The following is a 15045-nucleotide window of genomic DNA, read 5'->3' as shown; positions in this document are numbered from 1 at the left end:
TTTCTGTAGCTATATTGACTAAAATGTGATATAAATAAATAATAATTGATATTTTTCCACTACTGATAAAAGCGTATATTTGTCGAAACTTTCACGTTATACCATTCTTTATATGAAAAATCACTATTTGTACATCTTGCTTTGTTTCTCTCTTTATAGCATTGCCTCTTTTTCGCAGGGATATTCTAATTTTCATTTCAAGAAGTTGCAGGTGGATAATGGACTTTCAGCAAATTTTGTCTTTTGTATCATGCAAGATGCGAAAGGTTTTATGTGGTTTGGGACAAAAGATGGTTTAAATAAATTCGATGGGAATAGTTTCAAGGTATTCAGACATAATCCTCGGAAAGAGAAAACGATTGGAAACAATATTATACATTGTATGATAGAGGGGGATAATAATAAGCTCTATGTAGGTACAGAAGCTGGACTTTATATAATGGACATAGCCGACGAGACTTTTGAAAAAGTGGAAAATACAACAGCCGATAATTTCAAAATTACCTATACTGTGACCACTATTTTTAGGGATCGCAAAGGAAATATATGGATAGGAACCAATTCGCAAGGTATTTATACTTATAATCCCGAAAAGAATGAGTTGAAGAGGGTGAGGGTAAACGGATATGATTTCGATTCGAATATAGTATGGTCTATATACGGAGATGCCTCTGATAATATATGGGTAGGTACAAGACTTGGATTGCTCAGATATAATTCAAATACAGGCTTTTTTGATCCGATAGAAAGATTATATAGTCTCTATGATAACTCTGAGCATGAGACACAAACAATCGTCGAAGATACCAATGGTGACTTATGGCTTGGAACATGGGCTAAAGGCCTGCGTTTATATAAAAAACAGTCAAATGCATATACTACTTTTCTGAGTTCAAATAAAGAGTCTTCTGCCGTAACACGTATTATGGCTATTTGCCAATATCGTGACAATGCTCTGCTCGTAGGATCAGACAATGGATTATATATGTTCGATATTGAAAATAGAACATCCAAGCGAATCGACATTCCTAATTCTTATCATAGTTTGAGTGATCAGGCTATTGGTTCAATCTACAAAGATAGGGAAGGGGGAATATGGATTGGTACATATTCGGGTGGAGTAAATTACTTAAGTCCAAGTGTATTCAGTATAGACACCTATTATCCCGACATCTTGTCCGGATCCTTATCGGGAAAGACAATCAGACAGTTTTGTGAAGATGAAAATGAGAATCTATGGATAGCTACGGAAAATGGAGGTGTAAATTACTTTAATACGAAAGATCAAACTATCACTCAACCGATAAAAGGATCGTACTATAACGTGCATGCTTTATTGATAGATGGAGATAACCTATGGATAGGTACCTATGCGAGAGGGATTCATGTATATAATACTAAAACTAAGTCTCTATCTGTATTCAAACACAGTTCTGATAGGAAGAACAGTATTAATGATGATGGAATATACGCCTTATGTAAAACTAAAAATGGAGATATTTATGTAGGAACTCATGCTGGATTGAACAAGTACGATAGGGACAAAAATGAGTTCATTAACATAGAGCAGGCTTCGAAATTTATATACGACATAAAAGAGGATGATTTTGGTAATCTATGGTTAGCAACTTACGGTTCAGGAGTCATAAGATATCATATACCAACTAATGAATGGATATGTTACGATTCAATATGCGATAATAGTAATCCATTAAAAGAAAGTAAATTAACTAATATTTATATTGACTCTAAAAAAACTTTGTTATTCGCAAGCGAAGGACAAGGCATTTTCTTTTACGATTATAAAACCGATAGTTTTAAGAATATATCCGAAACTGATGGTTTGCCCAATGGGGTAATATATGGCATATTGGATGATCCACAAGGTAATTGGTGGATGAGTTCGAATAAAGGAATAATCCGGATGAACATATCAGATCTGCATAATATTAAACTATATACAAGGGACGATGGATTGCAGAGTAACCAGTTCAATTATAAATCAAGTTATAAGGCTTTAAATGGAAAATTCTACTTTGGCGGAATTAATGGGTTCAGTTCATTTTATCCACAAGATCTCAATAAAAATAAGAATACAGTTTTGCCATCAATCGAAATAACTCAGATTGATATTCTAGGTAATGGAGATTCGGAACTGAATGAAGCCATACAGCAAAAGTTAAACAAGCAACAAAAGATAATATTACCCTATAATAAGTCTTCTTTTTCTATATCTTATACAAGCTTAAGCTATATAGCACACTCGAAAAATAAATATGCGTATAAGTTGGAAAAAACGGATACAGAGTGGAATTATGTAGGTAATAAACAAAGTGTGACTTATGTAAATTTATCTCCAGGTAAATATTTATTCAGAGTGAAAGGCTCTAACAATGACGAATTATGGAATGAAGAAGGGGCAAAAGTGGAGATAGAGATATTACCCCCGTTTTGGTTATCCATTCCTGCCAAGATTGTATATGTTGTTTTGATTTTGGTTATGGCTTATTTGATTATCTCATTTTACATAAAGAAAAGTCGGGCAAAACAAGAAAAGCAATTGGAAGCATTCAAGACCGAACAGGAAAATTTATCTTTTAAATCGAAAATAGATTTCTTCACTACTATAGCTCACGAAATAAGAACTCCGCTGAGCTTAATCTCTGCGCCTTTGGAGGAAGTTGTTAATTCAGGAGAAGGAAGCCCTGAGACTAAAGAGAATATATTGATAATCGAAAAGAATTGTGACAGGTTGACTGATTTGATTAATCAGTTACTGGATTTTAGAAAGATGGACTCAACTCAATATATTATAAATCCGGCAAGAGTAGATTTGCGCCATCTCTTAACGGATTTGTACGGACGCATCAGTAAAACAGCGCAGAAGCAGCATATTGATTTTATTCTCCAGCTCCCTCAAGATGAATTTATAGTAAATTCAGATACAGATGCATTAATCAAAATAATAGGGAATTTGCTTACAAATGCACTCAAATATACTAAAGATAAGATAGTCTTATCTCTCGTAAAGAATAAAGATGCAACTTATTCTGTTTTTGTCGAAGACAATGGCAATGGCGTCTCTGATACCTATAAGAAACTGATATTTGATCCTTTTTATCAAGTACAAAATGATAGTGGGAAAATGGGTACCGGCCTGGGATTATCTTTGGCTAAAAAACTAGCAGAGATGTTAAACGGTAATATTACTGTAAAAGACAATGAAGCTGGGGGAGCTACATTTATATTCAATTTTTCCGATTTGCCACTTCTATGCCAGCATAAATCCGAACTTGATAGTATTCCTCTCGAAAAGGAAATAATAAAAAATAGAAGTGTGTCAGAAAACAAAAACAGCATACTGATTGTCGAGGATAATATCGAAATGGCATCATTTATAAAGAACTCTTTGAATAAAGACTATGCTGCCGATACCGCTTTCAATGCCGAGGAAGCAATGTTATTATTAGAAGAGAACAGCTATGATATTATAATCTCAGATATTATGATGCCAGGGATAGACGGTATCTCATTTACTAAGAAATTGAAGTCGGATCTCAATTATAACCATATACCAATCATTCTGCTTTCAGCTAAAACAGAAAATGCAGTTAAGATAGAAGGATTACACTCCGGTGCGGATGTTTTCATCGAAAAGCCGTTTTCTATTTCATTTCTGAAGGCACAAATTATAAGTTTACTCGAGAATCGCAGAACTGTGCTTGACGCCTTTAATCGTTCTCCTTTTATTTCTTACTCTACATTAGTTACCAGTAAAAATGACGAGCTATTTCTGAGTCAGTTAAATGAAGAAATAGAAAAGCATATCGCAGATGAAAATTTCTCGGTAGAATCACTAACTGATATTTTTAATATCAGCCGTTCTCACCTACAAAGAAAACTGAAAGCCATAGGAGGTGTAACGCCAGGCGATTATTTACGGAATTATCGTCTGAGAAAAGCCTGTCAATTATTGTTGGAGACCGATATGAGGGTAAATGAGGTTGCATATAGTGTTGGTTTTAGTACAGCTTCCTATTTTACTCGTGTATTCCAGAAAGCTTATGGTATTCTACCTAAGGAGTTTATAGTGAAACATGCGAATAAAACAAAGAAGTAACCATGAAAGGGACCCCGTCACCGAGAATGTTACCGCATTTTTTAGATGACCTGTGGAAAGGATATAAAAAAGCCTCTAAATGAATATTTAGGGGCTTTTTGTCTGTTTATACTACAGGAAGTGTGCGGATGATAGGACTCGAACCTACACGCCTCACGGCACCAGATCCTAAGTCTGGCGCGGCTACCAATTACGCCACATCCGCATGTGTAGCTTTTTTGTTTAGCGGTGCAAAGATAGGAAGATTTTCTGATTTGGCAAATAATTCGACAATAAAGTTATTCACTTAAGATTTCGAATGCTTTTTCAATCAGAGTGTCTTTGTGCTTAAGTTGATCTGATTCAGACATATTGATGGCAATGTCCGGCTCAATACCTTCTTCCAAGGGCTGCTTGTTTTTGCCGAAATGCGGACTGGCGGAAAAACGGACGCTCCATCCATTAGGTAATTCCGATGAGAAGGGAAGTCCCGAACCACCTCCGGTCCAGTCACCTAACTGGATGATTCTTTTCTCTTCGTTGTCCTTGTTTAAGCTACGCATCGCATTCACAAAATCATTGGTGGCACTATAACAACGACGATTGGTCAGAATGATTACTTTCTTCTGCCACCGGATGCTGTTGGATGGTTCCAGATAGATCGGCTCCATCTTGGAGAAATCATTATGTCCCGGTCCGGTTTTGTGCTGTATATATCCGGTAAGTGTTTTCTCGTTGGTAAACCGGGCGGCAATGCGGGTGGAGTTGGTCAGGTTTCCGCCTCCATTATCACGTACGTCGATGATAAGTCCATTGCAAGGGGACAGGTAGAGAAGAACTTCATCCAAGTTGCCATCGCCCACTCCGGAACTGAAACTTTCATAACGAATATATCCTATATTATTATCGAATATTTTATACTTTAAACCGGCGGATGTATAGTATCCTGTGCTGGCACTGCCCAGATAAGTTTGATAGAGAATATCTTCCCGGTAGTTCCAGTCGTAACCCTGATACCATTCATCGTAGAAAGAAGTACGTTTGGCAGAGGATAGATTGACATGTCCGTCTTTTAAAATGTATAGCATCTGGCTTAGGATGTCGAACAGGTCGTCATTAGACATTGTCGGAATAATCAGTGGGCTATATTTGTCGTGAACGGCATCCCAGTCAATACCTTTTGCTTCCAGAAAACAATACTGTTCGTCGATGATCTTCCATAGTTGTTCGAAGTTTCCTACAGGATCATTGGCGTAGTCTTCTTCTCCGATGCAACCGGTCAATACCGGAAGACAGCAGAGCAGCCAAAGCATTTGTCTAATCTTATTTCTCATTCTTAATTGATCTCACTTGAAGTTTCAACATTAAATTTTGTTCTCTTAGTAGGCTCTGACCGATGAAGGCAAAGCTGTTCCTTTTTTGTTTCGGATACGGTATAGGTCTTTCACAAATCCTACCATGAATACGTGCGAGTAGGTATGTGTCTTGATATTGTTTACATTGGATTGTTGCAAATCAGCCAGATAGCTGAATCGCATTTTTGTATATCCTATCGGTAAGTCGACCGAGAGCATCTGCCGCAGTGAAGGCTGGTTGTGCAGGGAGGTGAACTTTATCACTCCACTCGAATTTCCCAGAGAGAATATCTCGTAGTAAGATTGTCCGTAGTGCGGTGAGAACATTACTCCCATCACCGGTAGATTGACTTGATAGCGTAATACCATCGGGTACCGTTTGATTTTCAAATGCCAGATAGCCATTCCGGAAGCATCCAAATTGACGTATGCCCGTGCGGATGCCGGATTGTTGGTGTTCCGGAGATTATAGACAAAGCCTCCGTTGGCATCTATCAATCCTCCGGCTAATAATTTGAAATTCTCCGTCAGTCGAAACTGGTAGTGTAATCCGTAATTCCAGTTGACTAATCCGGAGAAGGTGTTATTGTTATCGGCACGGTTATGGGTATAACCGATGTCTGCCTGAAAGAAATTCTGCACAGACACATTTCCATCGAATAACTTAGTCATCCGAATCGTCTCGCGGGAAATACGGAAGTCAATTCCTTTGTATTCCTGCGGTGAAAGATAGGTGTCGAATACGTTGGTAAATCCTACACCGTACATGGTGGCACGTGTTACATACCGATGGGTTTGCAGACTGTCAATCTGCGCTTGTAATCTGGTGCAAAGGGCGAACAGGATGCATCCTGTCAGCCCCAGATATATTAGTTTTTTCTTCATCAGAATAATTTCATCTGCCCGGTGATCTCATCAATAATATCGCCTTCGCTCTTATCACTGTCCGGGTCCAGATTTTCCGGTTCCTCTTCCGGGCTTTCCTGCTGCTCTTGTTCAGGTTCGGGGAAGCGGGTCGGTTCAAGTTCGTTGATCGTATCCACGGTATAGGTCGTGATGCGTTTTCCTTTGGCTTTGAACCCTTTGACAGCTATGAATTCATCTGCATCGATATCCAACGGATCACGGAAGCTGTCGTGTCCGCCAAATATAACTTCCAGACGCGGATAGTACTCATCGGTCAGCAAGATGAGACGGTTATTCTTATTCTCTCCCAGATAGTTCTGTTTGCGGTTGGAGGCCTCGAAGCAGAAGCGTTTCAGGTACGGGTAATTCTGTTGATCGGCATCATAAAGTGCAGCGGTCCATACCTTATGGGGATCGAATTTCTCAACGATGCTCACATTGTCTTCGTAGTGATTGCTCAAATCGAAGTTGGTGGTGTAGAAATCACCATTGTTCAGTACAACCAGAATGGAGTCGTCACTTTGGAATTCTCCCAGATATTCGCCTCGTCCGTCATAGTTGAGACGGAGTATGTCACGGTCAAACCAGACTTTACGTCCACCGAGAGTAGAGCCGCCTTTTTGTTTCAGGGATATTTTGTGTACCGGCAAGCGGGTGAGAATCACACCCCGTGCTTGGCGTCCCTTGATACTGACTTCGCTGAAGTCATGTTCGAAGATAATACGGCGTACACGCGGGTTCGGCTTCAATGTCACCTTGATGATTTCGGCTTCTCCGTTCGGGTTGGCGCTGAAATAGGTGATCCGTGAATCGGGAGTTCCCTGTGTTACATCATATTCACGGTCGCGGACCACGGAAGTTACGGCGAAGCGTTTTACGTAGGTCGTTCCTTCTTTTCCGTCACGGTAGGCTACGTTGTAGATCGTGCGTTTATCGTTCTTCTTGAATACATTGACATAAAGAACGTTCTTACCGACAAATTTTTTATCTGCAACAGGAGTAACAATGTACTTGCCATCACGGAAGAAGACAATCACATCGTCAATATCCGAACAACAGGCCACGAATTCATCTTTCTTTAATGCCGTTCCGATAAATCCTTCTTCACGGTTGATATAGAGTTTTTCGTTAGCTTCTACTACTTTGGCTGCTTCGATGGTGTCGAAGTTCCGTAATTCCGTGCGGCGCGGGAAATTCTTGCCGTATTTGTTTTTCAACATCTGATACCAGTTGACGGTATAATCCACGATATGGGCCAGATGGTTATCAATCTCGGCAATTTCCTCTTTCATCTTGGCGATCAGTTCATCCGCCTTGTCCGAGTTGAATTTCAGGATACGTCCCATTTTGATTTCCATCAACTTGAGAATATCTTCTTTTGTAACTTCACGGATAAATGTCGGATAATAGGGTGTCAAGCGTTCATCGATATGTGCACAGGCTGCATCCATGTCTTTGGATTGCTCAAACTCTTTATCCTTATAGATGCGTTCTTCGATAAATATCTTTTCGAGAGAAGAGAAATGCAGGGATTCCAGTATTTCTCCTTTCTTGATTTCCAGCTCCTGCTTCAGCAAATCCATCGTATTGTCTGCCGACTTTTTCAGGACTTTGCTCACAGTAAGGAAATGTGGCTTACTGTCATCGATAATACAACAGTTGGGCGAGATACTAACTTCACAGTCTGTGAAAGCGTAGAGAGCATCAATCGTTTTATCCGATGAGGTGCCGGGTGCGAGGTGCACCAATATTTCTACGTTGGCAGCCGTGTTGTCGTCTACCTTACGAATTTTGATCTTTCCTTTATCAACAGCTTTCAGGATAGAGTCGATCACTGTCGAAGTCGTCTTTCCGTATGGAATTTCTGTGATAGCAAGCGTTTTATTATCAATCTTGTTGATCTTGGCACGTACTTTCACGGCTCCGCCACGCTCTCCGTCGTTGTATTTGGCTACATCGATAGAACCTCCCGTTTGGAAATCAGGATATAGTTGGAATTCCTCTCCGCGTAAATAGCTGATAGAGGCATCACAAAGTTCGTTGAAATTGTGTGGTAAAATTTTTGAAGAAAGTCCCACGGCGATACCTTCCACTCCCTGTGCTAATAATAACGGGAATTTCACAGGAAGAGTGACCGGTTCCTTGTTTCGTCCGTCATAAGAAAGTTTCCATTCGGTAGTTTTGGGATTGAAGACAACATCCAGCGCAAACTTGGACAAGCGTGCTTCGATATAACGGGGAGCAGCTGCGCCGTCTCCGGTGAGGATATTACCCCAGTTACCCTGACAATCGATCAACAGGTCTTTCTGTCCCAACTGTACCAGGGCATCCCCGATAGAAGCATCACCGTGAGGGTGGAACTGCATGGTGTGCCCCACAATGTTAGCCACTTTGTTATACCGTCCGTCGTCCAGACGTTTCATTGAATGTAAAATACGTCGTTGCACAGGCTTCAAACCGTCATTGATATGAGGCACGGCACGTTCCAGTATAACGTATGAAGCATAGTCCAGAAACCAATTCTGGTACATGCCTGTTAACTGATGCTTTACGTTTTCGTCCCGCGTGTCCGCCGGTTTGTAGTCTGAATGTCCTTCCGTTATCTCATTGATTTCGTCACTCATATATCAATCTTCGCTTTGCTTTAACAACAAATTATCTTCCTGAACATCAAAAAAGGGGATGTCCACGCAAAAATACGAAATAAATTCATATGAGGACGAAAAGAACTCACGTTTTTTATGATACTGACAGTTCTGTTAATCCTTTGATTTCACATTCCATACCAATAAAGCAAAAAAGACGGAGAGTAATGCGGCTCCGATCCAAAAAATATTGATATAAGAAAAGTTGTAGATTTCTTTGGGGGAAACAAAGAGTTAATTGTAATGAGCCACTATCTATTTAACGAAAACAAAAAAAAGAAACGGAGTGCTTAGTGAAACTGGATTTTTTTTGTTTATTTGTAATCATATTAAATGCAATCTTCAAACTAAAAAAACAGAATTATGATACTAACTAATGAAATGCTTGAAGCAGCGTTTCGTTTCCGCAGCATTTGTTTGTGGGAGGAGCTAACTGACAGTGATGTGTTCGCTTTTCGCTTGTCGGATGGTGAGACGGGCTATTGTAGTGTGATGGGCAATGCAGGTGAGCATTTCTCTCTTGGATTCTATAGAGGTAAGAATGGCTTTTCCAGCTACTTGAAGACCTTGGATATGGGAAGGCAACAATCTTTTGGTTGCGAGACGTTTGAAACTGTGATGACTTTTGACTGCATCAATTGTGACTTCGTGGCGGCTTCTACCTTGGATGACACGACGAAGAAGAGAATTCGCAAATATGTCAATGACGCTGGTCTAAAAATTAGTCGCTCCAACGGATGGCCGGACTTTACCCGGTTCGAGCCATACAAGGCGCAATATGGCATCACGTGTGAAAAAGATGCTCGTGACATTACGGAAGCGCTTCGTGCGGCAATTGCTGTGAGTGAAAAGTTGACGATACATGATTTTGAAAGTCTTGGTTTTGACAAGAGGGGAGCTTATCCCACGGCAAAGGGAAGTAAGCTTGTGCCTTATCTTATCCCTACCGCTGATGGAACGTATGAATGGAGTACTGTGAAATTGCCTGCCCTTGTGCAAGACAAGTATGCTACGGTGAAGTTCGAAAATGATATACTTGTAAATATGGTGAAAGCTCTTCCTGCATCTTGCATTTTGCAACTGCGGATTATTCATATACCTACTCCTGTAAATGACGGAGTGAGTGAGGTTCCTTATTTTCCAGCTGTGCTGATTTGTATAGATGCTGATTCAGAATATCTATGGCCCATTTTCTGTAAAGAGGATTCCGAGAAAAATCCTATACTAATACTTGCGGAACTAGCCGATACTTTTCGTCGGAATGCAGGAAAGCCGCAAAAGATGCAAGTGGAAGATGCGAAAACCGAAGCGCTTTTAGAGGATTTCTGTCATCAGTGTGGCATTGTTCTTGTCCGCGAACAAAATTTGTCGGCACTCAATGAAGCTTGGGTGTCCCTTCTCGACAACTTTATGAGCTTTTCATAAAACTAAATGCACCAATCTGTCGGAACAGGTGACGCCGGGAAAGTATGCTGACTAAAGAGATGAAGAAAGCAGATGAGGAGACAGAACTGGCGGAATTCGAGGTAGAAGGGCTGGAAATCGGTGAAGAAGTTCAGGAATAAGATAAATTAATACCCTCTCTGTCTTATTTATGAGATAAATACCTATCTTTGTGGCACTTTTTACGAAAAAAGCAAATTCAAATTAATAGATATAGAAAAGAAAATGGCACAAGAAGACGTTTTTAAGAAGCTTGTATCGCATTGCAAAGAGTATGGTTTCGTATTCCCTTCGAGCGATATCTACGACGGACTAGGCGCTGTGTATGACTACGGTCAGATGGGCGTTGAATTGAAAAACAACATTAAGAAATACTGGTGGGACAGCATGGTGCTGTTGCACGAAAACATTGTCGGTATCGACTCTGCCATCTTTATGCATCCTACTATCTGGAAGGCTTCCGGACATGTAGACGCATTCAATGACCCTTTGATTGACAATAAGGATTCTAAAAAACGTTATCGTGCTGACGTACTGATTGAAGATCAGTTGGCAAAGTATGATGATAAAATTAATAAAGAAGTAGCGAAGGCTGCCAAGAGATTTGGCGAATCTTTTGATGAGGCTCAATTCCGTTCAACTAACGGACGTGTATTGGAGCATCAGGCAAAACGTGACGCACTTCACACTCGCTTTGCTAAAGCTCTGAACGACGGTAATCTGGAAGAATTGCGTCAGATCATTATTGATGAAGAAATCGTATGTCCGATCTCCGGCACAAAGAACTGGACAGAAGTTCGTCAGTTCAATCTGATGTTCTCTACTGAAATGGGTTCTACTTCCGACGGAGCCATGAAAATTTATCTTCGTCCGGAAACTGCACAGGGTATTTTTGTAAACTACCTCAATGTACAGAAGACGGGTCGTATGAAAGTTCCTTTCGGTATTGCACAGATTGGTAAGGCTTTCCGTAACGAGATCGTTGCCCGTCAGTTCATCTTCCGTATGCGTGAGTTCGAACAGATGGAAATGCAGTTCTTCGTGAAACCGGGGACAGAACTTGACTGGTTCAAGAAATGGAAAGAAATCCGTCTGAAATGGCATAAGGCACTTGGCTTCGGAGATGCAAGCTATCGTTATCACGATCACGATAAACTGGCTCACTACGCAAATGCCGCTACTGACATCGAGTTCCTGATGCCGTTCGGATTCAAAGAAGTAGAAGGTATCCACTCTCGTACTAACTTCGACTTGTCTCAACATGAGAAGTTCTCCGGCAAGAGCATTAAATACTTCGATCCGGAACTGAACGAATCTTATACTCCGTACGTAATCGAAACTTCTATCGGTGTTGACCGTATGTTCCTTAGCATCATGAGCGCATCTTATTGCGAAGAACAGCTGGAAAATGGTGAAAGCCGTGTTGTTTTGAAATTGCCTGCTGCTTTGGCTCCGGTGAAACTGGCAGTTATGCCGTTGGTAAAGAAAGACGGTCTGCCTGAAAAAGCCCGTGAAGTTATTGACAGCTTGAAGTTCCACTTCCATTGCCAATATGACGAAAAGGATAGTATCGGTAAGCGTTATCGCCGTCAGGATGCTATTGGTACTCCGTACTGTGTAACAGTCGATCATCAGACATTAGAAGATAATTGTGTGACATTGCGTAACCGCGATACCATGCAGCAAGAGCGTGTCGCTATCTCTGAACTGAATAATATCATCGCAGACAGAGTAAGCATCACTTCTCTATTGAAAACTTTACAATAAACCTTTGACGAATGAGTAAAAAGATCTATTTATTCTCCTTAGTATTGCTGGCTCTTGCGTTCACTGCTTGCAGTGAGACGGAAGAGACGAGTCGTTATGATAATTGGCAGGCACGTAGTGTGGCTTTTATAGACTCGATCGCTAGTGTGTATGATAGTCCTGAAAATCAGGCTTTAGCTAAGAATGATCCGGAGAAACTTTATCGTTATCAAGATGAGGTAACTGGTCAATGGATATATGTTAAGAAGGTGAAAAAAGGGACGGGCAAAGAGGTGCCTCAATATACTTCTACAGTAAGTGCACATTATTGTATGTCTTATTTCAATGGAGATGTAGTTCAACAGACTTACACAGGAACAGAACCTACAGACTTTGATTCTCCGGCAAATTTTACTTTGAATGGTGTTATTTCCGGCTGGTCTTATACGCTGATACATATGGTAGTTGGTGATTTTTGGACTTTGTATATTCCTTATCAAAGTGGATATGGCTCAAGCACTAATGATGGTAATCTGCAAGCTTATTCGGCATTAGTATATAATGTTAGATTAGAGAAGATTGTAGAGAGATAATCTTATAACAATATAATAAATATAAATAAGGTGTTGTATCGTTTAGATGCAACACCTATATTTTTTATTTATCTCAATAGCAGAATTTACTTTTTCATTTTTCTACTATATATTTCTTTCCTGAATTTATTTTATACTACTCTCCCTAATCTGCAGATGTGTCGGAATTGTAACCTGTTTGATTGTCTTATTTCCTTTAATCTGATCTATTAATAGTTGGCAGGCAGTTTCTCCCATTTTATAGGTTTGATGCGAAACGGCAGATAATTTAGGTTCTACGTAATTGGCATGCTGCTCGTCGGTATATCCGATAATAGCAATGTCATTCGGTATACGAAGTCCACGGCTTTTGATAACTTCCATAGCTGCAAAAGCCAGCGTATCATTCATGGCAAGGATAGCATCGGGAGGTTGGGGGAGAGATAACAGTGTCTCTGTGGCAATCTTCCCCTCTTCATAATCAATCTTCCGGCAAACGACTAACTCTTTTTCGATAGGAATCCGATTTTCGCGTAGAGCTTCCAGATAACCGTGCTTTCTTCTCTTTACAATATCCAAGTGATTCGCTCCTCCGATAAAGGCTACCCGTTTGCTTCCATTATTGAGAAGATGTTGCGTTGCCATTTGTGCAGATTGCACTCCGTCCGCTACCACTGAAGAAAATTGGTCGGTCAAACAAACGCGGTCGAATAGGATAAGTGGCATATTGATGTTTTTCAAGGCGGATAAGTGGGAAAAATCGGTTGTTTCTTGAGATAGGCAGGCGATAATACCCTCTACCCGCATATTCACCAGATTCTCAATATTCCTTTTTTCATGTTCGTACGACTCATGCGACGTGGTGATAATCACGAAATATCCGTTGGCAATGGCCATATTTTCTATTCCGTTCAGAATAGACGCAAAGAAGTGAGTCACAATATCCGGAACTACTACTCCGATGATGCGCGGTGCATTCTTCCGTAAGCTCATGGCAAAAGGATTGGGACGGTAGTTCATCTCTTTGGCCAGTTCTTTTGCTTTGGCACAAAGTTCACGACTGATCTCCGGACTGTCTTTCAGTGCTCTGGATACAGTGGGAATCGATACCCCCAGTGCTTGGGCGAGATCTTTGAGTGAAGTATGTTTCCGGTTTTCCATTTGAAAGTCTGTAACTTAGATTCTTTTTACAAAGAAAGCACATTCCCGGAAAATTAAAAACATCTGAAGCAATCTTTTTTACGTAAACCGTTACGTTGGTTTTTCGACTGTTCTCTGCTGCACTGAAACCATTCCTTACCTACTTTTGTCACATACAAAATGATTTAAAACCTAAAAGTTATGCAATACCATGAAATCGGAAAAACAGGGATGAAAGTGTCATCTCTTAGTTTCGGAGCTTCTTCCTTAGGAGGAGTTTTCCATGATTTGAAAGAAAAAGAAGGCATTCAGGCCGTGTTCACAGCTGTTGAATCGGGAATGAACTTTATAGATGTCTCTCCTTATTACGGACATTACAAAGCAGAGACAGTTTTAGGAAAAGCACTGAAAGATCTTCCCCGCAATCGCTATTATCTCTCTACCAAAGTGGGACGCTATGGAAAGGACGGAGTGAACCTGTGGGATTACTCTGCAAAACGTGCGACGGAAAGTGTGTACGAGAGCATGGAACGCTTGAATATAGATTTTATCGACCTGATTAATGTGCACGATGTGGAATTTGCCGATTTGAATCAAGTGGTCAATGAAACACTGCCGGCTTTGGTCGAGTTGCGTGAAAAAGGTGTGGTAGGTCACGTAGGAATTACTGACCTGCAACTGGAAAACTTGAAATGGGTCATCGATCATTCACCCAGCGGTACGATTGAATCTGTACTTAGCTTCTGCCATTACTGCCTGTGTGATGATAAATTAGCAGACTTTCTGGACTATTTTGAATCCAAAGCAATCGGTGTGATTAATGCTTCTCCGCTTTCAATGGGATTGTTGAGTGAACGTGGTGTTCCTGTCTGGCATCCGGCTCCCCAACCATTGGTAGAAGCTTGCCGTAAAGCCATGGAACATTGCAAGGCAAAAAACTATCCGATAGAGAAACTGGCTATGCAATTTTCCGTCAGCAATCCCCGTATAGCAACGACTTTGTTTAGTACGACTAATCCGGAGAATGTGAAAAAGAACATCGCTTTCATCGAAGAACCTATTGATTGGGAACTCGTTCAGGAAGTGCAGGAGATTATCGGAGAACAGAAACGGGTAAGCTGGGCAAATTCATAAAACAG

9 protein-coding genes and 1 tRNA gene are annotated in these 15045 nt (G+C 40.6%); 5 read left to right on the top strand and 5 right to left on the bottom strand.

Annotated elements, in window-relative coordinates:
- Window positions 1–112: 112 nt before the first annotated feature.
- A complete protein-coding gene (locus I2I13_RS03830) occupies window positions 113–4120 on the top strand; it encodes a two-component regulator propeller domain-containing protein (RefSeq protein ID WP_195648835.1) in 4008 nt (1335 codons plus the stop codon).
- A 123-nt stretch (window positions 4121–4243) separates the two neighbouring features.
- On the opposite strand, the gene I2I13_RS03825 is transcribed toward I2I13_RS03830, so the two are convergent.
- The 4 genes from I2I13_RS03825 to I2I13_RS03810 all read right to left on the bottom strand — a co-directional run bounded on the left by I2I13_RS03825 (window position 4244) and on the right by I2I13_RS03810 (window position 8984).
- A tRNA-Leu gene (locus I2I13_RS03825) sits at window positions 4244–4325 on the bottom strand.
- 73 nt (window positions 4326–4398) lie between these two features.
- Window positions 4399–5433, bottom strand: coding sequence for a S41 family peptidase (locus I2I13_RS03820; protein WP_195648834.1), 1035 nt, complete (start codon window positions 5431–5433; stop codon window positions 4399–4401).
- A 45-nt stretch (window positions 5434–5478) separates the two neighbouring features.
- Window positions 5479–6339 carry a DUF3316 domain-containing protein gene (locus I2I13_RS03815; protein ID WP_008642868.1) on the bottom strand — a complete coding sequence of 287 codons (861 nt, stop codon included), beginning with the start codon at window positions 6337–6339 and terminating at the stop codon, window positions 5479–5481.
- Entirely contained in the window at window positions 6339–8984 is a 2646-nt protein-coding gene (locus I2I13_RS03810) for a DNA gyrase/topoisomerase IV subunit A (RefSeq protein WP_195648833.1), read from the bottom strand. The genes I2I13_RS03815 and I2I13_RS03810 overlap by 1 nt, the downstream gene beginning before the upstream one ends.
- A 384-nt stretch (window positions 8985–9368) precedes the next feature.
- Between I2I13_RS03810 and I2I13_RS03805 the strand changes: the two genes are divergently transcribed.
- From I2I13_RS03805 to I2I13_RS03790, 3 genes are all read left to right on the top strand, one after another.
- On the top strand, window positions 9369–10430 hold the full coding sequence (locus tag I2I13_RS03805; protein ID WP_195648832.1) for a hypothetical protein: 1062 nt from the start codon (window positions 9369–9371) through the stop codon (window positions 10428–10430).
- Between the two features lie 243 nt (window positions 10431–10673).
- On the top strand, window positions 10674–12215 hold the full coding sequence (locus I2I13_RS03795; protein WP_074559048.1) for a glycine--tRNA ligase: 1542 nt from the start codon (window positions 10674–10676) through the stop codon (window positions 12213–12215).
- 11 nt (window positions 12216–12226) lie between these two features.
- On the top strand, window positions 12227–12787 hold the full coding sequence (locus tag I2I13_RS03790; RefSeq protein ID WP_195648831.1) for an FKBP-type peptidyl-prolyl cis-trans isomerase: 561 nt from the start codon (window positions 12227–12229) through the stop codon (window positions 12785–12787).
- A 126-nt stretch (window positions 12788–12913) separates the two neighbouring features.
- On the opposite strand, the gene I2I13_RS03785 is transcribed toward I2I13_RS03790, so the two are convergent.
- Entirely contained in the window at window positions 12914–13927 is a 1014-nt protein-coding gene (locus I2I13_RS03785; RefSeq protein ID WP_148364043.1) for a LacI family DNA-binding transcriptional regulator, read from the bottom strand.
- A 180-nt stretch (window positions 13928–14107) separates the two neighbouring features.
- On the opposite strand from I2I13_RS03785, the gene I2I13_RS03780 reads away from it, so the two are divergent.
- Window positions 14108–15040 (top strand): aldo/keto reductase, encoded by a 933-nt coding sequence (locus tag I2I13_RS03780; protein ID WP_148364042.1) that lies wholly within the window; start codon window positions 14108–14110, stop codon window positions 15038–15040.
- Window positions 15041–15045: the final 5 nt, after the last annotated feature.

The sequence above is a fragment of the Bacteroides sp. D55t1_190419_B8 genome (assembly GCF_015558905.1).
GTDB classification, from domain to species: Bacteria; Bacteroidota; Bacteroidia; order Bacteroidales; family Bacteroidaceae; genus Bacteroides; species Bacteroides vicugnae.
This window is presented reverse-complemented; position numbering and strand designations above follow the sequence as displayed.

What these genes read in the sequence shown, in the direction of transcription:
- I2I13_RS03780 (WP_148364042.1), top strand. Translation starts at nt 14,108, where the DNA reads ATGCAATACCATGAAATCGGAAAAACAGGGATGAAAGTGTCATCTCTT.
- I2I13_RS03785 (WP_148364043.1), bottom strand. Translation starts at nt 13,927, where the DNA reads ATGGAAAACCGGAAACATACTTCACTCAAAGATCTCGCCCAAGCACTG.
- I2I13_RS03815 (WP_008642868.1), bottom strand. Translation starts at nt 6,339, where the DNA reads ATGAAGAAAAAACTAATATATCTGGGGCTGACAGGATGCATCCTGTTC.
- I2I13_RS03795 (WP_074559048.1), top strand. Translation starts at nt 10,674, where the DNA reads ATGGCACAAGAAGACGTTTTTAAGAAGCTTGTATCGCATTGCAAAGAG.
- I2I13_RS03790 (WP_195648831.1), top strand. Translation starts at nt 12,227, where the DNA reads ATGAGTAAAAAGATCTATTTATTCTCCTTAGTATTGCTGGCTCTTGCG.
- I2I13_RS03820 (WP_195648834.1), bottom strand. Translation starts at nt 5,433, where the DNA reads ATGAGAAATAAGATTAGACAAATGCTTTGGCTGCTCTGCTGTCTTCCG.
- I2I13_RS03830 (WP_195648835.1), top strand. Translation starts at nt 113, where the DNA reads ATGAAAAATCACTATTTGTACATCTTGCTTTGTTTCTCTCTTTATAGC.
- I2I13_RS03805 (WP_195648832.1), top strand. Translation starts at nt 9,369, where the DNA reads ATGATACTAACTAATGAAATGCTTGAAGCAGCGTTTCGTTTCCGCAGC.
- I2I13_RS03810 (WP_195648833.1), bottom strand. Translation starts at nt 8,984, where the DNA reads ATGAGTGACGAAATCAATGAGATAACGGAAGGACATTCAGACTACAAA.